This window comes from Agrococcus sp. UYP10 (assembly GCF_040547205.1).
Taxonomy (GTDB): Bacteria; Actinomycetota; Actinomycetes; order Actinomycetales; family Microbacteriaceae; genus Agrococcus; species Agrococcus jenensis.
This window is the reverse complement of sequence record NZ_JBEPPG010000001.1, coordinates 2,017,280-2,040,511: the sequence shown is the minus strand read 5'-3', so window position 1 is coordinate 2,040,511 and position 23,232 is coordinate 2,017,280. Positions and strand designations below refer to the sequence as shown.

General features: G+C 72.3%; 22 protein-coding genes and 1 other RNA gene. 10 read left to right on the top strand and 13 right to left on the bottom strand.

The genetic code is table 11. The features are described 5' to 3' along the window. The first annotated feature begins 91 nt into the window (after nt 1-91). Nucleotides 92-1,420, top strand: coding sequence for an isocitrate lyase (gene aceA / locus ABIB37_RS10105; protein WP_354259995.1), 1,329 nt, complete (start codon nt 92-94; stop codon nt 1,418-1,420). 33 nt (nt 1,421-1,453) lie between these two features. Continuing rightward, nucleotides 1,454-3,112, top strand: coding sequence for a malate synthase A (gene aceB / locus ABIB37_RS10100; RefSeq protein ID WP_354259992.1), 1,659 nt, complete (start codon nt 1,454-1,456; stop codon nt 3,110-3,112). Nucleotides 3,113-3,115: 3 nt separating this feature from the next. Here aceB and ABIB37_RS10095 read toward each other — a convergent pair whose 3' ends face one another. From ABIB37_RS10095 to ABIB37_RS10085, 3 genes are read right to left on the bottom strand one after another with little or no spacing between them, the layout of a single operon-like run. Next, entirely contained in the window at nt 3,116-3,580 is a 465-nt protein-coding gene (locus ABIB37_RS10095; RefSeq protein ID WP_354259989.1) for a pyridoxamine 5'-phosphate oxidase family protein, read from the bottom strand. A gap of 43 nt (nt 3,581-3,623) precedes the next feature. Further along, the gene (locus ABIB37_RS10090; RefSeq protein WP_354259986.1) at nt 3,624-3,896 is read right to left on the bottom strand and encodes a zf-HC2 domain-containing protein; all 273 of its coding nucleotides are present in this window, start codon (nt 3,894-3,896) and stop codon (nt 3,624-3,626) included. Then, nucleotides 3,893-4,525 carry a sigma-70 family RNA polymerase sigma factor gene (locus ABIB37_RS10085; protein ID WP_456515386.1) on the bottom strand — a complete coding sequence of 211 codons (633 nt, stop codon included), beginning with the start codon at nt 4,523-4,525 and terminating at the stop codon, nt 3,893-3,895. Before ABIB37_RS10085 ends, ABIB37_RS10090 begins: the two co-directional genes overlap by 4 nt. A gap of 106 nt (nt 4,526-4,631) precedes the next feature. On the opposite strand from ABIB37_RS10085, the gene aroA reads away from it, so the two are divergent. The 3 genes from aroA to hisN are packed head-to-tail and all read left to right on the top strand — an operon-like array spanning nt 4,632 to nt 7,802. Then, the gene (gene aroA / locus ABIB37_RS10080) at nt 4,632-5,939 is read left to right on the top strand and encodes a 3-phosphoshikimate 1-carboxyvinyltransferase (RefSeq protein ID WP_354259983.1); all 1,308 of its coding nucleotides are present in this window, start codon (nt 4,632-4,634) and stop codon (nt 5,937-5,939) included. After that, nucleotides 5,936-6,976: a ribosome small subunit-dependent GTPase A gene (gene rsgA / locus ABIB37_RS10075; protein WP_354259980.1), complete on the top strand. Its 1,041-nt coding sequence runs from the start codon at nt 5,936-5,938 to the stop codon at nt 6,974-6,976. The genes aroA and rsgA overlap by 4 nt, the downstream gene beginning before the upstream one ends. Before the next feature lie 49 nt (nt 6,977-7,025). Continuing rightward, complete coding sequence (gene hisN / locus ABIB37_RS10070; RefSeq protein ID WP_354259977.1) at nt 7,026-7,802, top strand: histidinol-phosphatase; 777 nt, start codon at nt 7,026-7,028, stop codon at nt 7,800-7,802. A 22-nt stretch (nt 7,803-7,824) separates the two neighbouring features. Here the strand turns inward: hisN and ABIB37_RS10065 are convergent, their stop codons facing one another. Continuing rightward, nucleotides 7,825-8,298 (bottom strand): VOC family protein, encoded by a 474-nt coding sequence (locus ABIB37_RS10065; protein WP_354259974.1) that lies wholly within the window; start codon nt 8,296-8,298, stop codon nt 7,825-7,827. Between the two features lie 47 nt (nt 8,299-8,345). Between ABIB37_RS10065 and ABIB37_RS10060 the strand changes: the two genes are divergently transcribed. Both ABIB37_RS10060 and ABIB37_RS10055 read left to right on the top strand, forming a co-directional pair. Beyond that, nucleotides 8,346-8,636 carry a rhodanese-like domain-containing protein gene (locus ABIB37_RS10060; protein ID WP_354259971.1) on the top strand — a complete coding sequence of 97 codons (291 nt, stop codon included), beginning with the start codon at nt 8,346-8,348 and terminating at the stop codon, nt 8,634-8,636. 49 nt (nt 8,637-8,685) lie between these two features. Continuing rightward, nucleotides 8,686-10,209, top strand: a complete 1,524-nt coding sequence (locus ABIB37_RS10055; protein WP_354259968.1) for a CYTH and CHAD domain-containing protein — start codon at nt 8,686-8,688, stop codon at nt 10,207-10,209. Nucleotides 10,210-10,222: 13 nt separating this feature from the next. On the opposite strand, the gene ABIB37_RS10050 is transcribed toward ABIB37_RS10055, so the two are convergent. The 7 genes from ABIB37_RS10050 to ftsE all read right to left on the bottom strand — a co-directional run bounded on the left by ABIB37_RS10050 (nt 10,223) and on the right by ftsE (nt 16,199). Next, nucleotides 10,223-11,590: an NAD-dependent succinate-semialdehyde dehydrogenase gene (locus ABIB37_RS10050; RefSeq protein WP_354259965.1), complete on the bottom strand. Its 1,368-nt coding sequence runs from the start codon at nt 11,588-11,590 to the stop codon at nt 10,223-10,225. Between the two features lie 77 nt (nt 11,591-11,667). Continuing rightward, nucleotides 11,668-12,357 carry a hypothetical protein gene (locus ABIB37_RS10045; RefSeq protein WP_354259962.1) on the bottom strand — a complete coding sequence of 230 codons (690 nt, stop codon included), beginning with the start codon at nt 12,355-12,357 and terminating at the stop codon, nt 11,668-11,670. Nucleotides 12,358-12,407: 50 nt separating this feature from the next. After that, nucleotides 12,408-12,778: a transfer-messenger RNA gene (gene ssrA / locus ABIB37_RS10040) on the bottom strand. Between the two features lie 113 nt (nt 12,779-12,891). Next, nucleotides 12,892-13,920, bottom strand: coding sequence for a 6-phosphofructokinase (locus ABIB37_RS10035; RefSeq protein ID WP_123698263.1), 1,029 nt, complete (start codon nt 13,918-13,920; stop codon nt 12,892-12,894). A gap of 119 nt (nt 13,921-14,039) precedes the next feature. Next, the gene (gene smpB / locus ABIB37_RS10030) at nt 14,040-14,516 is read right to left on the bottom strand and encodes an SsrA-binding protein SmpB (protein WP_354259958.1); all 477 of its coding nucleotides are present in this window, start codon (nt 14,514-14,516) and stop codon (nt 14,040-14,042) included. A gap of 55 nt (nt 14,517-14,571) precedes the next feature. Next, nucleotides 14,572-15,486, bottom strand: coding sequence for a permease-like cell division protein FtsX (gene ftsX / locus ABIB37_RS10025; RefSeq protein ID WP_354259955.1), 915 nt, complete (start codon nt 15,484-15,486; stop codon nt 14,572-14,574). Continuing rightward, nucleotides 15,483-16,199 carry a cell division ATP-binding protein FtsE gene (gene ftsE, locus ABIB37_RS10020; RefSeq protein ID WP_123698266.1) on the bottom strand — a complete coding sequence of 239 codons (717 nt, stop codon included), beginning with the start codon at nt 16,197-16,199 and terminating at the stop codon, nt 15,483-15,485. Before ftsE ends, ftsX begins: the two co-directional genes overlap by 4 nt. Before the next feature lie 1,071 nt (nt 16,200-17,270). On the opposite strand from ftsE, the gene ABIB37_RS10015 reads away from it, so the two are divergent. Then, nucleotides 17,271-18,014, top strand: a complete 744-nt coding sequence (locus tag ABIB37_RS10015; protein WP_354259952.1) for a right-handed parallel beta-helix repeat-containing protein — start codon at nt 17,271-17,273, stop codon at nt 18,012-18,014. A 550-nt stretch (nt 18,015-18,564) separates the two neighbouring features. Next, nucleotides 18,565-19,329 (top strand): right-handed parallel beta-helix repeat-containing protein, encoded by a 765-nt coding sequence (locus ABIB37_RS10010; protein ID WP_354259949.1) that lies wholly within the window; start codon nt 18,565-18,567, stop codon nt 19,327-19,329. 63 nt (nt 19,330-19,392) lie between these two features. Here the strand turns inward: ABIB37_RS10010 and ABIB37_RS10005 are convergent, their stop codons facing one another. Together ABIB37_RS10005 and prfB are read right to left on the bottom strand one after the other, a co-directional pair. Further along, nucleotides 19,393-20,787, bottom strand: a complete 1,395-nt coding sequence (locus tag ABIB37_RS10005) for a 4-hydroxyphenylacetate 3-hydroxylase N-terminal domain-containing protein (RefSeq protein WP_354259946.1) — start codon at nt 20,785-20,787, stop codon at nt 19,393-19,395. A 35-nt stretch (nt 20,788-20,822) separates the two neighbouring features. Beyond that, nucleotides 20,823-21,938 (bottom strand): peptide chain release factor 2, encoded by a 1,116-nt coding sequence (prfB, locus tag ABIB37_RS10000; RefSeq protein ID WP_354259943.1) that lies wholly within the window; start codon nt 21,936-21,938, stop codon nt 20,823-20,825. A gap of 60 nt (nt 21,939-21,998) precedes the next feature. Here prfB and ABIB37_RS09995 point away from each other — a divergent pair, with 60 nt between their 5' ends. Continuing rightward, a complete protein-coding gene (locus tag ABIB37_RS09995; protein ID WP_354259940.1) occupies nt 21,999-23,228 on the top strand; it encodes an MFS transporter in 1,230 nt (409 codons plus the stop codon). Nucleotides 23,229-23,232: the final 4 nt, after the last annotated feature.

Genomic DNA, 23,232 nt, shown 5'->3' with positions numbered 1-23,232 from the left:
ATGCACAACTTCACTGGGCGAATGCCGACCTGCGTCGTGGTCCTGCCCGCACAGTGGGTGCAGACCCACCCCGGAGACCCAGGAGGACACCATGACCGAGCAGCCCACGACGACCCCGCACGACACCGCTCCGCAGGACACAGCGCTGGCGACGGAGGCCGCGGAGCTCGAGCTCGAGTGGGCGGCCGACGCCCGCTGGAGCGGCATCCGGCGCGACTACAGCGCGGCCGACGTCGTGCGGCTGCGTGGCTCGGTCGTCGAGGAGCACACGCTCGCCCGCCGTGGCGCCGAGCGGCTCTTCGAGCGGCTGCACGCCGACGAGGCCCCCGTGCGCGCGCTCGGTGCGCTGACGGGCAACCAGGCGGTGCAGCAGGTGCGCGCCGGCCTCGAGGCGATCTACCTCTCGGGCTGGCAGGTCGCAGCCGACGCCAACCTGTCGGGCCAGACCTACCCCGACCAGTCGCTCTACCCGTCGAACTCGGTGCCCGCGGTCGTCCGACGCATCAACAACGCGCTGCAGCGCGCCGACCAGATCGAGCGCAGCGAGGGCGGGCGGACCGTCGCCGACTGGCTCGCGCCGATCGTCGCCGACGCGGAGGCCGGCTTCGGCGGCCCGCTCAACGCGTTCGAGCTCATGCGCAGCATGATCTCGGCCGGCGCGGCAGGCGTGCACTGGGAGGACCAGCTCGCGAGCGAGAAGAAGTGCGGCCACCTGGGCGGCAAGGTGCTCATCCCCACGCAGCAGCACGTGCGGACGCTGAACGCCGCGCGGCTCGCCGCCGACGTCGAGGGCGTGCCGAGCGTCATCATCGCCCGCACCGACGCGGAGGCCGCGACCCTGCTCACGAGCGACGTCGACGAGCGCGACCGCCCGTTCGTCACCGGCGAGCGCACGTCGGAGGGCTTCTACGAGGTGCGGAACGGCATCGAGCCGTGCATCGCCCGCGGCCGCGCCTATGCGCCCTACGCCGACCTGCTGTGGATGGAGACCGGCAAGCCCGACCTCGCGGTCGCCCGCCGCTTCGCCGAGGGCGTGAAGGAGGCGTTCCCCGACCAGCTGCTGGCCTACAACTGCTCGCCGTCGTTCAACTGGCGCAAGCACCTCGACGACGACCAGATCGCCGCCTTCCAGCGCGAGCTCGGCGCGATGGGCTACCGCTTCCAGTTCATCACCCTCGCCGGCTTCCACGCGCTCAACCACTCGATGTTCGACCTGGCGAAGGGCTACGCCGAGCAGCACATGACGGCGTACGTCGACCTGCAGGAGCGCGAGTTCGCCGCCGAGGCGCACGGCTACACCGCCACGAAGCACCAGCGCGAGGTCGGCACCGGCTGGTTCGACCTCGTCGCGACGGCGCTCAACCCGACCTCGGGGACGCTCGCACTCGCGGGCTCGACCGAGTCCGAGCAGTTCCACTGAACCCGACCAGCACCGACCCCAGAGGACACGACCATGCACGACCGCATCCGCATCACCGACACCGCCGAGGGCCAGGACCGGGTCCTGACCGATGAGGCGCTGGCCTTCCTGCTCGCGCTGCACGACCGCTTCGAGCCGACGCGGCAGCAGCTGCTGCAGATCCGCCGCAAGCGCCGCGCGGCCTTCGCCGACGGGGACTCGCCGCGCTTCCTGGAGTCGACCAGGCGCATCCGCGAGGACGGCAGCTGGCGCGTGGCGCCGCCCGCCCCCGGGCTCGAGGACCGCCGCGTCGAGATCACCGGCCCGATCGAGCGCAAGATGACCATCAACGCGCTCAACTCGGGCGCGAAGGTGTGGCTCGCCGACTGCGAGGACGCATCGAGCCCGCTGTGGCGGAACGTCATCGCGAGCCAGGTCAACCTGCAGGACGCCATCCGCGACCGGATCGCGTTCACGAGCCCGGAGGGCAAGCGGTACCGCGTCACCGCCGAGACGACGCCGACGATCGTCGTCCGGCCGCGCGGCTGGCACCTCGACGAGCACCGCATCCTCGTCGACGGCACGCCCATCTCGGGCGCGCTCGTCGACTTCGGGCTGCACGTCTTCCACAACGCCGACGAGCTCATCGCCCGCGGGCGCGGCCCGTACTTCTACCTGCCCAAGCTCGAGAGCCACATCGAGGCGCGGCTGTGGAACGAGGTGTTCGTGGTGGCGCAGCACCTGCTCGTCATCCCGCAGGGCACGATCCGCGCGACCGTGCTCATCGAGACCATCACGGCGGCGTTCGAGATGGAGGAGATCCTCTTCGAGCTGCGCGAGCACTCGGCGGGCCTCAACGCCGGCCGCTGGGACTACCTCTTCTCGATGATCAAGGCGTTCCGCCTGCGCGGCCCGGCCTTCGTGCTGCCCGACCGCTCGCAGCTGACGATGACGGCGCCCTTCATGCGCGCCTACACCGAGCAGCTTGTGCGTGCGTGCCACCGACGCGGCGCGCACGCGATCGGCGGGATGGCCGCGTTCGTGCCGAGCGCGAGGGACCCGGAGGCCACCGGGCGCGCGCTCGCTGCGGTCGCGGCCGACAAGGCCCGCGAGGCGGCCGACGGCTTCGACGGCTCCTGGGTGGCGCATCCGGGACTCGTCGCGACGTGCAGCGAGGCGTTCGACGCGGTGCTGCGCGAGCGGCCGCACCAGCTCGAGCGCGCCAGGGAGGACGTGCCGGTCGACGGCGATGCGCTCATCGACCTGTCGACGACGCGCGGCGAGATCACCGACGGCGGGCTGCGCTCGAACATCGAGATCGGCATCCGCTACATGGAGGCGTGGCTGCGCGGGCACGGAGCGGTCGCGATCCACTCGCTCATGGAGGATGCCGCGACGGCCGAGATCTCCCGCTCGCAGGTGTGGCAGTGGATCCACAACGAGTCGTCGACGTCGGACGGCCGGACGATCACGCGCGAGCGCTGCGAGTCGATCGTCGACGAGCTCGCGGCCGGCTTCGACCTCGCCGAGGGCAACCGGTTCCGAGAGGCGATCGCCCTCTTCCGCGAGATCGCGCTCGAGGAGACCTATCCGGCCTTCCTCACGCTGGCCGGCACCGAGCGCTACCTCGGCGACGGCGTCGAGCGGCCGACCACCGGGTCGATCCCGGCGCAGGACGCGCCGGAGGATGCACCCGCGCGGCTGGCGGCGTGACGATCAGGGCACCGGCACGCGCTGCTCGTCCTCGTCGATGATCCACACCTCGGTGGCGACCGCGCGGTAGAGCCGCAGCGCCGACTCCCCCGTCACGCGCTGCGGCTCCCACGCCGGCCGCCCCGAGGCGACGGTCTTCGCGTTGAAGGCCGCGAGCGCGTCCGGGAGCTCCTCGTCCGGGACGATGCCGGCGACCGCGTCGGCGAACACCGCGGTCGCGTCGCCGACCGGCGTCGTCGAGTCGAAGACCGCGAGCGCGACCTCCGGTCGCACGCCGATGTTGTGCGAGTGTCGGCGCTCTGTCCGGGAGACCCAGACGAACTCGCGGCCGTCGCGGTCGGCGAACCAGACGGGCGTCGTCCACGGGCGGCCGTCGGCGTCGGCCGTCGCGAGCGTGAGGTAGGCGTTCGCGTCGAGGATGCGTCGCGCGAGCGCGGCGGGCGACGTCGGATCCGGTGCGGCGGTCATGCGCCCTGGCTACCAGATCCGCCGCACGGCGGGAAGGCTGCCGTCAGGCGTGCTGGTCGCGCGCCTGGCGGAGGCTCGCGAGCAGCTTCGCCCGCAGCTCCTCGGGTGCGCGATCGCGGCAGGCGCCCTGCAGCGCAGCCGTGAGCATCTCGCCCACGTGGTGCTCCGCGGAGCACTCGTCGCACGTCGCGAGGTGCGCGCGCACGTCGGCGGCGTCCTCGGCGCACAGCTCGTTGTGGAGGAACTCCTCGAGCGCGGCTCGAGCCTCGGTGCAATCCTTCTTCGCCTCGGGTGCGAGGTTGCCGGTCTCGGTCACGGCTTCTTCTCCTTCTCGGTGGTGCCCTGCACGGCGATCCCCTGCTCCCTGGCATAGTCGGCGAGCAGGCCGCGGAGCAGCTTGCGCCCGCGGTGGAGGCGGCTCATCACGGTGCCGACGGGCGACTCCATGACCTCCGCCGTCTCGGCGTAGCTCAGGCCCTCGACGTCGACCCAGTAGACGGCCATGCGGAAGTCCTCAGGGACCTGCTGGAGGGCGTCCTTCACGATGCCGGACGGCATCCGATGGATGGCCTCGGCCTCGGCGCTGCGCGAGGCGGTGGCGGTGAACGACTCGGCGTCGCCGACCTGCCAGTCCTCGAGGTCGTCGAGCGGTGCCTCGAACGGCCGGCGCTGCTGCTTGCGATAGGTGTTGATGTAGGTGTTGGTCTGGATGCGGTACAGCCACGCCCGCAGGTTCGTGCCCTGCTTGAACGAGCCGTACGCCGCGTACGCCTTGAGCAGCGTGTCCTGCACGAGGTCGGCGGCGTCTGCCGGGTTGCGCGTCATGCGCATCGCCGCACCGTAGAGCTGGTCGGCGTACTGCATGGCCTGCTCGGCGAAGTCGTCGCGCTTCGCGGCGTCGGTCTGGTCGCTTGTCATCGCGGGCGAGTCTAGTGTCGCGGTCATCGCTGCGGCGGTCGCCGAACGGGTGACGGCCGGACCGTCGACTGAGAGTGTGGCTGTGGGCACAGGCACCTCCTCGGCTGGACGCGTGACCGATAGATTGCAACCGATGCCCGCACCAGATCATTCCCGCCCATGGACCGCGCCGACGGCGACCGCCCGCCTCGACGCGCGCGTGCAGCTGCCCGGCTCGAAGAGCCTCACGAACCGCGCGCTGCTCCTCGCCGCCCTCGCCGACGGGCCGAGCACGCTCCACCGGCCGCTGCGGAGCCGCGACGCGTCGATCATGGCCGCCGGGCTGCGAGCGCTCGGCGCCGACATCCGCGAGGCGCCCGGCGACGGGCTGTTCGGCCCCGACCTCGTCGTCACACCGGGTCCGATCGTCGGCGGCGCGGCCATCGACTGCGGCCTCGCGGGCACGGCGATGCGGTTCCTGCCGATCATGGCGGCGCTCGGCGACGGCCCGGTCGCCTTCGACGGCGACCCCCACGCGCGCGAGCGGCCGATGGACCAGACGATCGCGGCGCTCCGCGGGCTGGGCGTCGAGGTCGAGGCGGATGCGCCGCGCCTGCCGTTCACGGTGCACGGCGCCGGCCGCGTGCAGGGCGGCGAGCGCACGATCGACGCGAGCGCGTCGAGCCAGTTCGTCTCGGCGCTGCTGCTCGTCGCCGCCCGCTTCGACGAGGGGCTGACCCTCCACCACCGCGGCTCCCGGCTGCCATCGCTCCCGCACATCGAGATGACGCTCGAGGCCCTGCGGCAGCGGGGCGTCGACGCGCGATCCCTCGACGCGGACGACGGCGCGTCGTGGCGCGTGGAGCCGGGGCCCATCGCGCCGCTCGACGAGCAGATCGAGCCCGACCTCTCGAACGCGGCACCGTTCCTCGCCGCCGTCGTCGCCGTCGGCGGCCGGGTCGTGCTCGACGGCTGGCCCGCCCGGACCACCCAGGTCGGCCGCCTGCTCCCCGAGCTGCTCGAGCCCTTCGGCGCGACGTCGCGCGTCGCGGACGGCACGCTCACGGTCGAGGCGGTCGGCGGGGAGATCCCCGGCGCGATGCTCGACCTGCGCGCCGCAGGCGAGCTCGCGCCCACGATCGTCGCGCTCGGCGCGCTCGCCTCCGCGCCCGTCGAGGTGACCGGGATTGGGCACATCCGCGGGCACGAGACCGACCGCATCCGCGCGCTCGTCGACGACATCGTCGCGATCGGCGGCGTCGCGACCGCGCTCCCCGACGGCATCCGCGTCGAACCGGCACCGCTCACCGGCGGGCCGTGGGGCGCCTACGCCGACCACCGCATCGCGACCGCCGGCGCCGTGATCGGGCTGCGCGTGCCGGGCGTCGAGGTCGACGACATCGGCGCGACCGCCAAGACCATCCCGGAGTTCCCCGAGCTGTGGGCGGCGATGCTCGCATGAGCTGGCTGGGCGACTACGAGGACCCGTACGAGGACTACGACGAGTCGAGCGTGCGCGAGCGGCCGAACCCGAAGGCCAACCGGCCGAGGTCGAAGCAGCGGCCAGAGCACGAGAGCGCGATCACAGGCATCGTGACCGCCGTCGACCGCGGCCGCTACACGCTCGCGGTGCGCATCGGCGAGGACGACGAGGCGATCGTCACGGCGGCGCGAGCGCGCGAGCTGCGCAAGCAGGCGATCGTGGCCGGCGACCGCGTCGACGCGGTCGGCGACGCGACGGGCGACACCGGCACGCTCGCGCGCATCGTGCGCATCCAGCCGCGCACCACGGTGCTGCGGCGCTCGGCGGACGACACCGACGTGGTCGAGCGCGTGATCGTGGCGAACGCCGACCTCATGCTCATGGTGGTCGCGGCAGCCGACCCCGAGCCGCGGCCGCGGCTCGTCGACCGCTACCTCGTCGCGGCGCTCGACGCCGGCATCACCCCGATCATGGTCATCACGAAGACCGACGTCGCCGACCCCGAGCCGTTCCTCGCGCTCTTCGAGGGCCTCGACATCGAGGTGTGGCGGTCGTCGATCGACGACCCGCCCGTCGAGGCGCTGCGGGCGCGGCTCGAGGGCCACACGACCGTCGCGGTCGGCCACTCCGGCGTCGGCAAGTCGACGCTCGTGAACGCGCTCGTGCCGAGCGCGATGCGCGCCGTCGGGCACGTCAACGCCGTCACCGGCCGTGGCCGCCACACGTCGTCGTCGACCGTGTCGTTCAAGCTCGGCGACGGCTGGATCATCGACACCCCGGGCGTGCGCTCGTTCGGGCTCGGCCACGTGGCGACCGCGAGCGTGCTGCGCGGCTTCCCCGACCTCGCCGCGGTCGCGGAGGACTGCCCGCGCGGCTGCACCCACCTCGCCGACGAGGAGTACTGCGAGCTGTCGATCGCCGCCGCCGAGGGCAGGCTCGAGGCGCGCAGGGTCGACTCGATGCAGCGGCTGCTCGGCACGCTCGTCGCGATCCGCGAGCAGCGGCACCAGGAGTGACGGGGATCGCGCCCTGCCGCGCCTCCGCGCGCCGTCGTACGCTGGTCGCGTGACCCGCTACGACGACGACCTCGACCTCGCGCTGCGGATGGCCGACGCCGCCGACGCCATCGCCATGGCGCGCTTCGGCGCGCGCGACCTGCAGGTGACGACGAAGGCCGACACCACGCACGTCACCGACGCCGACCGCGCGGTCGAGCAGCGCATCCGCGACATGCTGCAGGCGGAGCGGCCGGACGACGCCATCTTCGGCGAGGAGTTCGGCTCGACCGGCGACGCGGAGCGCCAGTGGATCATCGACCCGATCGACGGCACCGCGCACTACCTGCGCGGGGCGCCGATCTGGGCGACGCTCATCGCGCTCGTCGTCGACCACCACCCGGTCGTCGGTGTCGTGTCGGCGCCGGCGCTCGGCGGCCGCTGGTGGGCCGCGCAGGGCCAGGGCGCGTGGACGGACGTGGCCGAGCCGCGGCAGATCCACGTCTCGAAGGTCGCCGACCTGTCGGACGCCGTGCTCTCGTACAACTCGATCCAGGGCTGGGACGGCGCGGGCAGGATGGACGACCTCGTCGCTCTGCAGCGCGACGTGTGGCGCGCGCGCTCCTACGGCGACGCCTGGAGCTACATGCTGCTCGCCGAGGGCACGATCGACGCGGTGGCGGAGTTCGACCTCAAGCCCTACGACATGGCGGCGCTCGTGCCGGTCATCGAGGAGGCCGGTGGCACGTTCACGTCGATCGGCGGCCGGATCGGGCCGTGGCACGGCTCCGCGCTCGCGACGAACGGCGCGCTGCACGCCGGGCTGCTCGCGCGCCTCGCCGACTGACGTCGCGGGCGCGAGCGGCGGCTCAGCGTCCGGCGGCGGCCGACTCGAGCTCGGCGATGTCGATCTTCCGCATCCGCATGAGCGCGCCGGAGACCGCGCCGGCGCTCGGGCCGGACATGAGCTCCACGAAGCGCCGCGGCACGACCTGCCACGAGAGCCCGAACCGGTCCTTGCACCAGCCGCACTGCGACTCCTGCCCGCCATCGGCGATGAGCGCGTCCCACACGCGGTCGACCTCGTCCTGGTCGTCGACGATCAGCGCGATCGAGACCGCCTCGGTGAGCGGGAACTCCGGCCCGCCGTTGAGCAGCTGGTAGGGCACGCCGGCGAGCGTGAAGTCGAGGGTGAGCGCCTCCCCCGGTGTCCCGCCAGGGAACTCACTGCCCTCCGGGTAGCGGCTGATCGAACCGACCTCGGAGCCGGGCACGAGCGAGACGTAGAAGCGCGCGGCCTCCTCGATGCGGCCGTCGAACCAGATGCAGGTGCTCACGTCCATGCCTGCCATCCTCGGGCACGGACCTCGCTCGCGCTAGCCTGGAATCCATGCGCGAGATCCAGCCGGCCGAGGTCGGGACCATGCCCATCGTCGACGTGCGCGAGCAGCACGAGTGGGACGCGGGCCACGCAGTGGACGCGATCCACATCCCTCTGAGCGAGGTCGTCGCGCGGCTCGATGAGGTGCCCGACGGCGCCGCCGTCATCTGCCGCTCCGGCGCGCGCAGCGGACAGGTGGTCGCCTACCTCGAGCAGCAGGGCCGGGATGCCGCGAACGTCGCCGGCGGCACGCTGCAGTGGGCGGCCGAGGGCCGGCCGATGGTGGGCACGGTCCTCTGATCGCCTGAACGCACGGCGCGCGGGTGGCCGGCGGGTGTAGAACCGACGCATGCCGACGAGGTACCGCGAGGTGGAGGTCAAGCTCGACGCTCCCGTCGATGCGGCCGTGCCGCCGCTCGACGGGCTCGACGGGGTCGCCGCTGTCGACGAACCGGTCGAGCAGCAGTTGTCCGCGACCTACTTCGACACCGAGGGCGGTGCGCTCGCGGCCGCGCGGATCTCGCTGCGACGGCGGATGGGCGGCGACGACGCGGGGTGGCACCTGAAGGTGCCCGCGCGCGGCGACGGCCGCGACGAGCTGCGGCTGCCGCTCGGCCGCGCGAGGACGAGCGTGCCCGTCGAGCTCCGCGAGGCCGCGCAGCTGTTCGTGCGCGACGAGCCGCTGCGGCCGATCGCCGAGCTGCGCACGCGCAGGATGGCGCACCGGCTCCGCGATGCAGCGGGTCGCGTGCTCGTGGAGGTGGCGGACGACACCGTCGTCGCGCGCACCCTGCCGGACGGCGAGCCGATGACCTGGCGGGAGTGGGAGGTCGAGGTCGTCGACGGCGATCCCGGGCTCCTCGACGCCGCGATCGCGCTGCTCGGCGAGGCCGGTGCGACCCCGGCGGCGAGCCGGTCGAAGCTCGCGCGGGTGCTCGGCGACGATCGAGCTGCGACCGCGTCCGAGCCTGTGCCGTCGCTGGCACCGCAGAGCGAGGCGCGCGAGGTGCTGCATCCCGCGCTGCGCGCCCAGGTGGACGCGCTGCGCATCCACGATCCCCTCGTGCGCGCCGACGTCGAGGGAGGCGTGCACCGGATGCGCGTCGCGGCGCGGCGGCTGCGCAGCATCCTCGCGACCTTCCGGCCGCTCGTCGACCGTGCGGCGGGCGAGCGCATCCGACGCGAGCTGCACTGGATCGCGGGCGAGCTGGGCGAAGCGCGAGACGCGGAGGTGCAGCGGCGGCGCCTCGCGGAGCTCGTCGCGTCGCAGCCCGTCGAGCTCGTGCTCGGTCCGGTCGCGCTGCGGATCGACGACGACCTCCGTACCCGCCGCCGCTCGGCGCAGACCGCGGTGCTCGAGGCGATGCGATCCGAGCGCTACCTCGTGCTCATGGACGACCTCGAGCGCTTCGCCGAGGCGCCGCCGTGGACCGCCGATGCCTCCCGCACCGCGGCCGACGTGCTGCGGTCGCGCATGCGCCGCGAGCACCGGCGGATGCGTCGGCGCATCGACGCGGCCGACGCAGCGCCGGACGCGGCGGCGCGCGACGGGCTGCTGCACGAGGCCCGGAAGGCGGCGAAGCGCGCCCGCTACGCGGCAGAGGTGCTCGCGCCCGCGTTCGGCACGCCCGCCCAGCGGCTCGCCCGCGCGGCGAAGCGCGTGCAGTCGGTGCTCGGCGAGCAGCACGACACCGTGGTGGTGCGCGAGGCGCTGCGCGAGCTGGGCGTGCGGGCGCACCTCGACGGCGACAACGCCTTCAGCTACGGGCTCCTCCACGCGCGCGAGCTCGCCGCCGCAGTCGAGCTCGAGGGCGAGATGGCGCGCGCCCAGGCGAAGGCCATGCGGCCGCGGCTGCGGCGCTGGCTCGACTGAGCGCGCGCGCTCGTCAGCCGACGATGAGTTTCTTGTTCATGAACTCCTCCATGCCGTGGGGGCCGAGCTCGCGGCCGAAGCCGGATCTCTTGGTGCCGCCGAAGGGCATGTCGTAGTCCTCGGAGCCGGCGCCGTTGATGGAGACCATGCCGGCGTCGATGCGGTCGGCGACCGAGGCGGCGAGCTCGGGGTCGGTGCACCACAGGCGCGCGCCGAGCCCGAAGGGGGTGCCGTTCGCGATCCGGAGCGCGTCGTCGACGTCCGTCGCGCGGTAGACGGTGCCGACAGGGCCGAACAGCTCCTCGCGGAACGCGTCCATCTCGTCGGTGACGCCGCCGAGCAGCGCGGGCGTGATGCGCGCGTCGCCGGTCGCGGTGATGGTGCCGGCGAGCACCTGCGCGCCCTCCGCGACCGCGGCGCCCGTCTGCTCCCGCAGCCGGTCGGCCGCGGCCTGCGACGAGAGCGGACCCACGAGCGCGTCCTCGTCGTCGGCGTCGCCGACCGGGAGGGCGGTGATCGCGGCGGCGAGCTTCTGCGAGAACTCGTCGTAGAGGCCGTCGACGACGATGAACCGCTTGGAGGCGTTGCAGGACTGGCCGGAGTTCTCCATCCGGGTCTCGACCGCCGCCTCCACGACCTGGTCCATGTCGTCGGTGGAGAGGACGATGAACGGGTCGGAGCCACCCAGCTCCAGCACCACCTTCTTCAGGTGCCGGCCGGCGATCTCGGCGACCGCGGCGCCCGCGCGCTCGGAGCCGGTGAGGGACACGCCCCGCACCCGCGGGTCGGGGATGACGATGTCGCCGATCTGGTCGTTGGTGGCGAAGATGTTCTCGTACGCGCCCGCCGGCAGCCCCGCCTCGGCGAGGATCTCGGCGATCACGGTCGCCGACCACGGGCACTGCGGCGCGTGCTTCAGCAGCACCGTGTTGCCGAGCATCAGGTTCGGGAACGCGAACCTGGCCACCTGGTAGTAGGGGAAGTTCCACGGCATGATCCCGAGGATCACGCCCTGCGCCGACTTCCGCACCCGCGCATCCACACCGGAGCGCACCTGCAGCACCTCGTCGGCGAGGAACGCCTCGGCGTTGTCGGCGTAGTACTGCACGATCTCGCCCGAGAACTCCGCCTCGAACACGCCCTGCGCGAGCGGCTTCCCCATCTCGGTGCGGATGATCTCCGCCAGCTCACGGCTGCGGGACGCGAACGCGTCCGCCGCCCGGCCCAGGATCGCCGCCCGCTCCGCGATCGGCGTCGACCGCCACGGCTCATAGGCCGCGTGCGCGCGCTCGATCGCGGCACGCACCTCGTCGTCCGTCGCGGTCGGGAACTCCTTCACGACCTGACCCGTGTACGGGTCCGTCACGCGGTACTCGCTCACGCCATTGCCTCCTCGCAGCGTCGGTGCACCACCAGCGTAGTGGTGGCGCGACCCGGGCCGGCGGCGGCGGAGCGACCTCAGGGCACCTGGAAGTACAGCCGGTAGTCGGTGCCGTCGTGGAGCATCGCAGAGCGGCCCGGGTCGCCCGTGGCGGGGTACCCGGTGAGCCGCAGCTCGGGGATCGAATCGTGCGCGTAGCGGTACGCGCCCGCGCCCGCGTCGAACGATCCCTGGTACATCCGGTCGGTCGTGCCGTGCCGGAAGGCGTAGATGCGGTAGGCGCTGCCGTCGTGCAGCATGTTCCACCGCGACCAGTCGGTGTCGAAGGGGAATCCCGTGACAGGCAGGCTCGGGTAGTACCCCGGCGGCCCCCAGCGGTAGGTCGTCGTGCCCGGCTCCCAGATGAACTGGTACAGCGTGGTCGGGTCGCCGAGCCGGCGGAGGTACGCGTGGTACGCCGCGCCGCTGTGCAGCATCCGGATGCTCGACGCATCCGCGTCGCTGGGGGCGCCCGCGAGGGTCAGCGTCGGTATCGACCGGTGGCCGAACTCGTAGGACGCGCCGTTCCAGGCGAACTGATAGAGCGTGTCGCTCGAGCTGCCGCGGAACGCGTAGAGGCGGTAGTCGGTGCCGTCGTGCAGCATCGCCCAGCGAGCCAGGTTGGTGTCGGCGGGGGCGCCCGTGATCGGGAGGCTCGCGATCGATCGGAAGCCGTAGCGGTACTCGTCCGTGCCGGGCACCCAGGCGCCCTGGTCCATCGACGGCATGGCGACCTCCTCGCGCGAGGACCCTCACAACGTGCGACTCGCAGCCCGAATGGTGGAGATGGGGGGAATCGAACCCCCGTCCAACGCTCATATCGTGCGGATTCTCCGGGTGCAGCTCAGGGAAGGCGTTCTGCTCGGCTCCGACCTTTGTCCTGAGCACCTAGGTCGACGAGCCCAGTCACAGGAAAAGTCCCGCGATGCCCTGTGACGCAGCATCGCAGCAAGCCCTCAAGATGACGCCAGGGTCCGGAGCGAGGGCGTCTCCGGTCTGACGGACTTCAGGCTCGCTTAAGCAGCGAGGGCGAAGTCGGTGCGCTTTGCGTTGGCACCTATGGGTTTGCAGGGGGCGTTGAAGAGATGACCCTGCATCCTCTACCCGCTTCCCGCAGCAACCGAGACGATGTCGAAACCGATCATCCCCGTGCTGGGTGTGCGAGTCGCACGCTGTGGAGTTGTCAAGGCCGGATCGCTCCGGCGCGCTGGCTGGGCCAGCCCGTCATCATATCGCGACCGCGGGCTGCGCGGCAAGGCTCCTCAGCCGAAGAGCAGCTCCGCCTCGCGGTAGCGGTGGTCGGGCACGCGCTTGAGGTCGCCGAGCGCATCCGACATCGGCACGCGCACGATCTCGGTGCCGCGCAGCGACACCATCGTGCCCCACGCCTTCGCGGTGATGGCGTCGATCGCGGCGAGCCCGAACCGGGTCGCGAGCACGCGGTCGGCGCCGCTCGGGGCGCCGCCGCGCTGGATGTGGCCGAGCACCGTCGAGCGCGACTCGATGCCGGTGCGCTCCTCGATCATGGGCGCGAGCACCTCGCCGATGCCGCCGAGGCGCGGCCGGTTGTAGGCGTCGAGGCCCTTGCGCGAGTACTCCTCGTCCATGCCCTCGAGCTTGAACCCCTCCGAGACCACCACGAGCGGCGCGCGCCGGCGGTCGTAGACCGACTGCACGTACTCGCAGATCCACTCGATCGAGCGCGGCTGCTCCGGGATGAGCGTGACGTGCGCGCCGGTCGCGATGCCCGTGTGGAGGGCGATCCACCCGACGTGCCGGCCCATGACCTCGAGCACCATGCAGCGCATGTGCGAGTCGCCGGTCGTGCGGAGGCGGTCCCCCGCCTCCGTCGCGATCTGCACCGCGGTGTCGAAGCCGAACGTGTAGTCGGTCGCGTCGAGGTCGTTGTCGATCGTCTTCGGCACGCCGACGACCGGCAGCCCGTCGTCGGCGAGCCGGTTGGCCGCCGCGAGCGTGCCCTCGCCGCCGATCGCCATGACGGCGTCGATGCCGAGCCGCTCGAGCGTCTTGGCGACGTTCGCCGCGCCGCCGTTCGGGCCCTCGTAGGGGTTCGTGCGGCTCGTGCCGAGGATCGTGCCGCCGATTCGGGAGGTGCCGCGCACCGACGACCGGTTGAGCACGCGGACGTCGCCCTCGACGAGGCCGCGGTAGCCGTCGCGGATGCCCACGAACTCGAGGCCGTGGTGCACCATGCCGGTGAGCACGGCGGCTCGGATGACTGCGTTGAGGCCGGGGCAGTCGCCGCCGGACGTGAGGATGCCGACTCGCATTTCGCCTTCCGCCGGAGGGCCCTGGGTGAATCCTGCCGGCGGTGCCCATCCAAGCGGCTGCGCGGACGAATGTCGAACCGCGGGGTGGTCAGCTCGCGGCGGCGCTCACTCGGCGGCGCTCACTCATTCATGCGGTTGCGAGTGCGCATGGCGCGCTCGGCCTCGCGCTTGTCCTGCCGCTCCCGCAGCGCGTGCCGCTTGTCGTACTCCTTCTTGCCCTTCGCGACGGCGAGCTCGACCTTCGCCCGGCCGTCCGAGAAGTACAGCGAGAGCGGCACGAGCGTGTAGCCGCCCTGCGAGACCTTGGCGGCCAGCTTGTCGATCTCGTCGCGGTGCAGCAGCAGCTTGCGCTTCCGGCGGGGCGGGTGGTTCGTCCACGTGCCCTGGCCGTACTCGGCGATGTGCACGGCGTCGAGCCAGGCCTCGCCGTACTCGATGAAGGCGTAGCCGTCGACGAGCGACGCCCTGCCGGCGCGCAGCGACTTCACCTCGGTGCCCGTCAGCACGAGGCCCGCCTCGACGCGATCCTCGATCGTGTAGTCGTGGCGCGCCTTGCGGTTCTGCGCCACGACCTTCTGGCCCTGTTCGCGCGGCATGGTTCGCTCCTGCATCCTGTGCCCGACCACCGGGCAGCCGCCCAGTCTAGCCGGATCAGATCTTGAGGTACCTGCGGATCGCGACCGCCGCCGCCACCCCGGCGAACAGCACGCCGATCCCGATGAGCACGGGCGCGACGACGAGGGCGTCGTCGAGCCCGACGATCGCGATGGTCTGCAGCATCGGCGCCACGTAGCCCTGGAGGACGAAGTGGACGACCGCCACGACCGAGCCGGCGGCCAGCACCGCCCCGATGAGCGCCGCCACCACCCCCTCGATGATGAAGGGCGTCTGGATGAAGCGGTTCGACGCGCCGACGAGCCGCATGATGCCGAGCTCCCGCTTCCGCGAGAAGGCAGAGAGCCGGATGGTGGTCGAGATCAGCAGCACCGCGGCGACGAGCATGAGCACGGCGACCCCGATCGCGGCCAGGCTCGCGGTGTTGAGCACCTGGAAGATCGGTTCCAGCAGCGCGCGTTGATCGCGCACCTCCAGCACCCCCGGGAGCGCGGTCGTCGCCTCCCGGATGAGGTCGGCGTCCTGCGGCGTGGTCGGCCGCACCCAGAGCGCCTCGTTCATCGTCTCCGGGCTCGCGAACTCCGCGCTCGCCGTGCCGCCGAACTGCTCCATGAAGTGCTGGTAGGCGAGCTCGCGGTCCTCGAACTGCACGTCGGCGACGTAGGGCGCGATCGCGCCGCTCGAGAGCGTGCTGCGCACGGCCTCGACCTGCTCGGGAGTCGCCGCGGTCTGCGTGCAGGTGTCGGTCGCGTCGACCGGCCCGCAGAAGTAGATGCCGACCTGCGCACGGTCGTACCAGAAGCCCTTCATCTGGTTGATCTGCTGCTGCAGCAGGATCGCCGCGCCCACGAACGAGAGCGAGATGAAGGTGACGAGCACGACCGAGACGACGACCGAGAGGTTGCGGCGCAGGCCGTTCCAGACCTCGTTGGCGATGAGCTGGATCCTCATGCGAGCTCCTCCCCGGCGTGCGACGCGAGCTGCCTGCGGTAGCTGCCGGAGGCCTCGTCGCGCATGATGACGCCGGCGTCGAGCTCGACGACGCGCTTCTGCATCTCGTTCACGATCGACGCCTCGTGCGTCGCCATGACCACGGTCGTGCCGCCCTCGTTGATGCGGGCGAGCAGCGCCATGATGCCCGCGCTCGTGGACGGGTCGAGGTTGCCCGTCGGCTCGTCGGCGAGCAGGATCGGCGGCCGGTTGACGACCGCGCGGGCGATCGCGACGCGCTGCTGCTCGCCGCCCGAGAGCTCGTGCGGCAGCCGGCTGGCCTTGCCCGCGAGCCCGACGGTCTTCAGCACGTCTGGCACCGCCTCCGAGATGAAGCCGCGGCTCTTGCCGATGACCTGCAGGGTGAAGGCGACGTTCTCGTAGACCGTCTTGTTGTTGAGCAGCCGGAAGTCCTGGAAGACGACGCCCAGGTTGCGGCGGAAGAACGGCACGCGCCGGCTGGGCAGCGCCTTGAGCCGCTGGCCGAGCACGTGCACCTCGCCCTCCGTCGGACTCTCCTCGCGGAGCACCATGCGGATGAGCGTGCTCTTGCCGGAGCCCGAGGCGCCGACGAGGAAGACGAACTCGCCCTTGAGGATCTCCAGGGAGACGCCGTCGAGGGCTGGGCGGGCCTTGCGGGAGTAGGTCTTCGAGACCTCGTCGAAGCGGATCATGACCTGTCGAGGGTATGGGCGTCGGCGCTCCGACCGGTGCGCCGCACCGGCGGTTCCATGGATCCATCGCACTTCGTGCTTGCCAAGCACTGTTATCAATCTGTTATCGTTGCCGTGCCGCGTGCGGACCGGGAGCCCATCTCCCTCCGGATCGCACGCAGCGTGAGCCCGGGTCGGATGAGCGACCGAGCGGTGATCGTGCCCTGCGTGCAGCTCCGCGGCAACCACCACCTTGTGCAAGTCCGAGCCTGCCTGCGCCATGCGCCGACGGTCGGCGGCGGTGGTCATCGTGCAACCGGAAGGCCACACCACTCCATGACCCCTCAGCACCGCACCCCCACATCCCCCGGCCGCAGGACGCGGCTCGTCGTCGCGACCTCCGTCATGTCGGCGGGCGCGATCCTGCTCGCGGCCTGCGCGCCGCTGCAGCCGGGCGCCGACGCCAAGGCCGCCCTCCTCTCCGCCGGCCCGACGTCGTCCGCGACCTCGGCCCCCGCCGAGGGCCTCGGCGGTCGCGGCCCCGGATCCGCCGGCCGCGAGGCGGCCGCGGGTCGTGACGACGCGGCGCCTGCTGCCGACGTCGCGCCCGAGCCCACGGTGGATGCGGCGCCCGTGGCGCCCGCCCCCGCGGCGCCCCAGCCGGTCGCAGCCGAGGCCGCACCCCAGCCCGCCGCGGCCGACCCCGAGTCGGCAGCGCCGTCGCGCTACCTGCAGCTGCCCGAGCAGCCTCGACCGGAGCCCGCCCCGACGCCGCCCCGTGCGCCGGCTCCCGCTCCGGCCCCCGCACCGGCCCCAGCACCTGCTCCGGCGCCCGCACCCGCGCCCGCACCGGCTCCTGCGCCGGCTCCTGCACCCGCACCGGCTCCTGCACCGGCACCCGAGCCGGCTCCTGCACCGGCTCCGGCCCCTGCGCCCGCCCCGGCTCCGGCCCCAGCTCCGGCGCCCGCACCCGCACCGGCCCCGGCACCGGCTCCGGCCCCAGCTCCGGCGCCCGCACCCGCACCGGCCCCGGCACCGGCCCCAGCGCCCGCCCCGCCCTCCGGCGGACAGCCCGGGCCGAGCAACACCGGCGTGCCAGCCGGCACGTCGCTGAGGGTGCACCAGGGCGACCTGGTGATCACCGAGCCGGGGACCGTGATCGACGGCCTCGACATCCACGGCTTCGTCGACGTCCGCGCGGCGAACGTCACGATCCGCAATTCCATCGTGCGCGGCGGTCAGCCCGGCGGGCAGGACTCGCTCGTGCGCAGCGCGACCGACGGTGCCAGCCTGACGATCACCGACAGCGAGCTCGTGGCGTCGATCGCATCGTCGCGTACCGACGGGCTCCGCGGGTCACACATCACCGCCGAGCGCCTCGAGATCCGCAACGTGCTCGACGGTGCCCACTTCTGGGGCGACGGCGACGTCACGCTGCAGGACTCCTGGATCCACGGGATCCTGCACTTCGCCGTCGATCCGGCCCGGGGCGGGACCCCGAGCCACGACGACGCGATCCAGATCCAGGGCGGCTCCGGCTATGTCATCACCGGCAACCGCATCGAGGGCGGCAACAACGCCGCGATCCAGCTGACGCAGGACGCCGGCCGGACCTCCGACGTGCGGATCAGCGGCAACTGGCTCGACGGCGGCGGCTGCACCGTGAACCTCGCGCAGAAGGACCAGGGCCCGCTGCAGGGCATCGCCGTCACGGGCAACACCTTCGGCGACTCCACCTACAACTGCGCCATCATCCGCCCCGCCGCGGGCAGCATCACGACGAGCGGCAACGTCGGCAGCGACGGGCAGACCCCGGTGGTCGTCGTCCGCGGCTGATCGCCCGCACCATCCACAGCCCTGCCCCGCCGAGCGCCTCGGCGGGGCAGGGCCTTCTTCTGCGCATCCGGGCCCGTGGAGGCGTAATGGGTGATCATAACGACGTCCGTATACCGCGCCACGCCGCGTCATGGTCAACAAACCGGACAATCGTTACGCTTCTGTTACTCTGGAGGGGTCGAGCAGAGCGCTAGCGTCATGCCGAGCAGCGGATGGGGTCACGACCTCCGCGCCGGTCGCTGGAGCTCACGCCGTGCAGCAGCCGTCTCCCTCGGCAGCGCCGGCAGCTCGATCGCACCATCACGCCGTGCCGACGCAGGCCTGCCGCCCGTCGGCATGCCGTCGTGCATCCCCATGAGAGGTACACCCCATTCCCATTTCGCATCTCCCCAGTGCAATCGCGTCGACCCGTGTCCCCAGCACGCGTCGCCGTGCCCTCCGTCTCGCGGTCGCGACGTCGGTCGTCGCCCTCGGCGCGACGCTCCTGCCGGCCACCGCGGCCACAGCCGCCCCTGCGGTCATCGACCGTCCTGCGAGCGTCGCCACGTCGATGCCCGGCGACAGCAACACCGGCGTGCCGTCGGGTGTGGCGCTGCGCGTCCACCGCGGCAACATGGTCATCACCCAGGCGAACACGGTCATCAGCGGGCTCGACATCTACGGCTCGGTCGACGTGCGCGCGGCGAACGTCACCATCCGCAACTCGATCGTCCGCGGCGACTCGGCTGGCAACCACGACTTCCTCGTGCGCAGCGCCTCGAACACCGCGAGCCTCCGGATCTACGACACCACGCTGCGTGCCAGCAAGCCGACGTACCGCGTCAACGGCCTGCGCGGCTGGAACATCAACGCGAACCGGCTCGACATCAGCAACGTCATCGACCCCGCGCACTTCTGGGGATCGGGCAACGTGCAGCTGCGCAACTCGTGGCTGCACGACAACCTGCACTACGCGAGCGACCCCAGCTGGAACGGCAACCCGAGCCACGACGACAGCGTCCAGATCCAGAGCGGGTCCGGCTACTGGATCACGGGCAACCGCATCGAGGACGCCAACAACGCCGGCATCATGATCACGCAGGACGCCGGCCGCGTCGCGAACGTCATGATCCGCGACAACTTCCTCGATGGCGGCGGCTGCACGATCAACCTGCATGACAAGGGCAAGGGCCGGTTCCAGAACATCGACATCGTCGGCAACATCTTCGGCGCGAACTCGGCGTTCAACTGCCAGATCATCCGCACCGCTGGCGACATCACCGCGACGGCCAACACGACCGTCACCGGCAAGGCCATGCGGATCAACCTCCACTGATCCGCGGATCGCAGCAGCGGGCTGCCTCGTCACCGACGAGGCGGCCCGCTCTGGCACCCGGCGTCAGTCGCGCCAGCGCGCGAAGCTGCCGTCGGCGCGCGCGAGTCCGAGGATGCCGACGTGCGTGCGCTCCGGCTGCCCCCAGTAGCTGCGCTCGTAGAGCTCGTGCCGCGCGCCGAAGCCGGTGCCGACCGCATCCCACAGCTCGCCCATGACCTCGAGCCGCTCCCGCGCATCCGCGCCGCCCGAGCCGCGCAGCAGCGGCTCGATCGCCGCGACGGCGTCGGTGCCGAGCGAGGCGAGCGGCACCGGCAGGTGCGCGAAGGCCGACGACAGGGTCGTCTCCAGGGTGACCCGCATGCGGCTGTAGGCGTCGGGCGCGAACGCGGCGAACGCGAGCGCCGCCTCGGCGCCCGGGCCGATCGAGTCGCCCGAGGGCGCCGCCTGCTCGATCATCGCGTCGCGGAGCCCCGCCGTCATGTGGCGGAACGCGAGCACCTCGCCGAGCGCCGCCTGCACGCCCCGCCGCTCGGTCGTGCCCATGATCTCGGTCGCGCGCACGGCGAGGCCGGCGATGTGCTCGAGCTTGGCCTCGAGCCGCGTCGCCGCCTGGAAGGCCAGCCGGCGGTTCCAGCCGATCGCACCGCCGTTGAAGGCGAGCATCGTCTCGGCGTCGCGGATGAAGACGTCGTCCCACGGCACGAGCACGTCGTCGAAGACGACGAGCGCGTCGTGCTCGGCGAAGCGGCTCGCGAGCGGCTGGTCGTCGCGGGCGGGCGTGCCGCGCGTGTAGATGCGGATGCCGGGCGTGCCGACGGCGACGGACGCGGCGATCGCGAACGCATCCGTCTGCACCTCGCCGCCGAAGTGCGAGACGAGCAGCCGCTGGGCGGTCGCCGCACCGGTCACGACCGCCTTCGCGCCGCGGAGGACGACGCCCTCGTCGGTCTCGCGCACGACGTGCAGGAAGACGTCGCCCACCTCGTCGGGCGGCAGGTCGCGGTCGACGGGCGGGTTGACGAGCGCCTGCGCGTAGTGGGTGACGTCGCGCTGGTCGCGCGCGAGCGCCGCGCGGACGTTCCCCTCGAACCGGCCGAACTCGCCTGCGTGCGCCGCCATCGAGGTCAGCACCGCGCCCATGAACTCGGGCGTGCGACCGACCCAGCCGCGGGTGATCCGCTGCCAGGCGCGGATCGCGTCGCGCTGCGCCCGCAGGTCGTCCCGCGTCTGCGGCACCGTCCAGAAGGCGTGCGTCAGGCCCGATCCGTCCGCCGTCGGCGCCAGGAGGGCATCCGCCCCGTCGCCGTGCAGCGCGTCGTAGAGCGACGCGATGGTGCCCGCGAGCCCGGCGAGCTCGGGATGCTCGGCCACGCGCTCCACCGGCACGCCGTCGTGGATGACGACGCGGCCGTCGTCGAGGCTCGCGAGGTAGTCGCTGCCGGTCTGCGGCCGGGTCATCGGGGCTCCCTGCGTCGGTGCGGCGCCCTCGGCGCCTACTCGGTCTCGAGCTGCTGCTGCTTGCGCCAGCGGATGCCGGCGGCGATGAAGCCGTCGAGGTCGCCGTCGAACACGGCCGACGGGTTGTTGACCTCGTGGAGCGTGCGGAGGTCCTTGACCATCTGGTACGGCGCGAGCACGTAGGAGCGCATCTGGTCGCCCCAGCTCGCCGAGATGTTGCCGGCGAGCTCCTTCTTGCGAGCCGCCTCCTCCTCGCGCTTGAGCAGCATGAGGCGGCTCTGCAGCACGCGCATCGCGGCTGCGCGGTTCTGGATCTGGCTCTTCTCGTTCTGCATCGAGACGACCGTGCCGGTGGGCAGGTGGGTGATGCGCACGGCGGAGTCGGTCGTGTTGACGCTCTGGCCACCCGGGCCCGAGGAGCGGAACACGTCGACGCGGATGTCGCCCTCTGGCACCTCGACCTCGTCGACCTGCTCGAAGAGCGGCACGACCTCGACCGCGGCGAACGACGTCTGCCGCTTGCCGGCCGCACCGAACGGGCTCATGCGCACGAGCCGGTGGGTGCCGGCCTCGACCGACATGTGGCCGAAGGCATACGGCGCGTCGATCTCGAACGACGCCGACTTGATGCCCGCCTCCTCCGCCCAGCTCGTCTCGTAGATGGTGACGGGCATGTCGTGCTGCTCCGCGTAGCGGAGGTACATGCGCATGAGCATCTCGGAGAAGTCGGATGCGTCGACGCCGCCGGCGCCGGCGCGGATGGTGACGACCGCGGGCAGCGGGTCGAACTCGCCGTCCAGCAGCGTCTGGATCTCCATCTCGGAGACGAGCCGCTGCAGGCTCGCGAGCTCCTTGCGGGCCTCCGTCTGGGTGGCTTCGTCGGCCTCCTCGTTCGCCATCTCGACGAGCACCTCGAGGTCGTCGATGCGTGCCTCGGCCTCGGTGAGGCGGCGGAGCGCCGTCTGCGCGTGGCTCAGCCGGCTCGTCACCTTCTGGGCGGCGTCGGGGTCGTCCCAGAGGTCGGGGGCGCCTGCCGCCTCGGAGAGGCGCTCGATGTCGGCGGCGATCTTGTCGACGTCCGCCACCGCCTTGATGTCGGAGAACGTGGAGCGGAGAGCGGCGATGTCGCCGGCGATGTCGAGATCGGCCATGGTGCCTCCAGCCTACCGACGCGGCCGGGCCTCGGGCGCGTCGGCCCGTAGTCTCGCTGCATGAGCGGCGTCGACCAGTCCGAGCGCTTCCCCTGGCGGAAGGTCGCCGGCGCCGCCTACGTGCCGACCGCGGCATTCGCGATCGGCGAGGGCGCGGTCATCCCCTACATCCCGCTCATCGCAGGCGACCTCGGCGCATCGCTCGCCGTCGCCGCGGTCGTGACCGCGATGCTCACGGTCGGGCAGCTCGCCGGCGACGTGCCCGGCGGCAGCGTCGTCGCCCGCTTCGGCGAGCGGCCGACCATGATCGGCGCCGGACTGCTCGTGCTCGTCGCGCTCGCGATCGCGTTCGTCTCGACGAACGTGTGGATGCTCGGCGCCGCGATCTTCGTGCTCGGCCTCGGTCACGCCGTGTTCGCCCTCGCGCGGCACGCCTTCATGACGACGTTCGTGCCCATCCGCTTCCGCGCGAGGGCGCTCTCGACGCTCGGCGGCATCTTCCGCCTGGGCATGTTCGTGGGCCCGCTGCTCGGGTCGGCCGTCCTCGGCCTCGGCCTGCCGCTCGCGTCGGTCTGGGTGGTGTGCGCGATCGGCACCGTCATCGCGATCGTCGTGCTGATCGTGCTGCCTGATCCCTCATCGGCGTTCGAGCGCACGCCGCTGACGACCGGCACGATAGAGCTGCGCGCCGAGCGCACCGGCGTCGGCGAGGTCGTCCGCCGCAACGCGCGGGTGCTCGCCACCGTCGGCGTCGGGGCCGCGATGCTCGCGCTCGCCCGCTCTGCGCGCAACGTGCTGCTGCCGCTCTGGGCCGTCTCGATCGGGCTCGACGGCGTCACCACCGGTCTCGTGATCGGCATCGCGGGCGGCGTCGACTTCGCGCTCTTCTTCGTCTCGGGCTGGGTGATGGATCGCTTCGGACGGCTCTGGAGCGTCGTGCCGTCGCTCACGCTCATGGCCGCGGCCTTCGCGATGCTCGCGGTCTCGCACGACCTCGATGCCGCCGCCGGCTGGTTTACGGCCGCCGCGCTCGTGCTCGCGCTCGGCAACGGGCTCGGCTCCGGCATCCTCATGACCCTCGGCGCCGATCTGGCGGATCGCCGCAACCCGGCCCCGTTCCTCGGTGCGTGGCGCCTCACCACCGACCTGGGCGGCGCGGCGGCGCCGCTGCTCATCTCGCTGCTCGTCTCGATCGCGTCGATCGCCTGGGCGGCCGGCGGGCTCACCGCGCTCTGCATCGTCGGCGCCGGGATGCTGCTGCGCTGGCTCCCTCGGAAACCGCGCGACTAGCGCC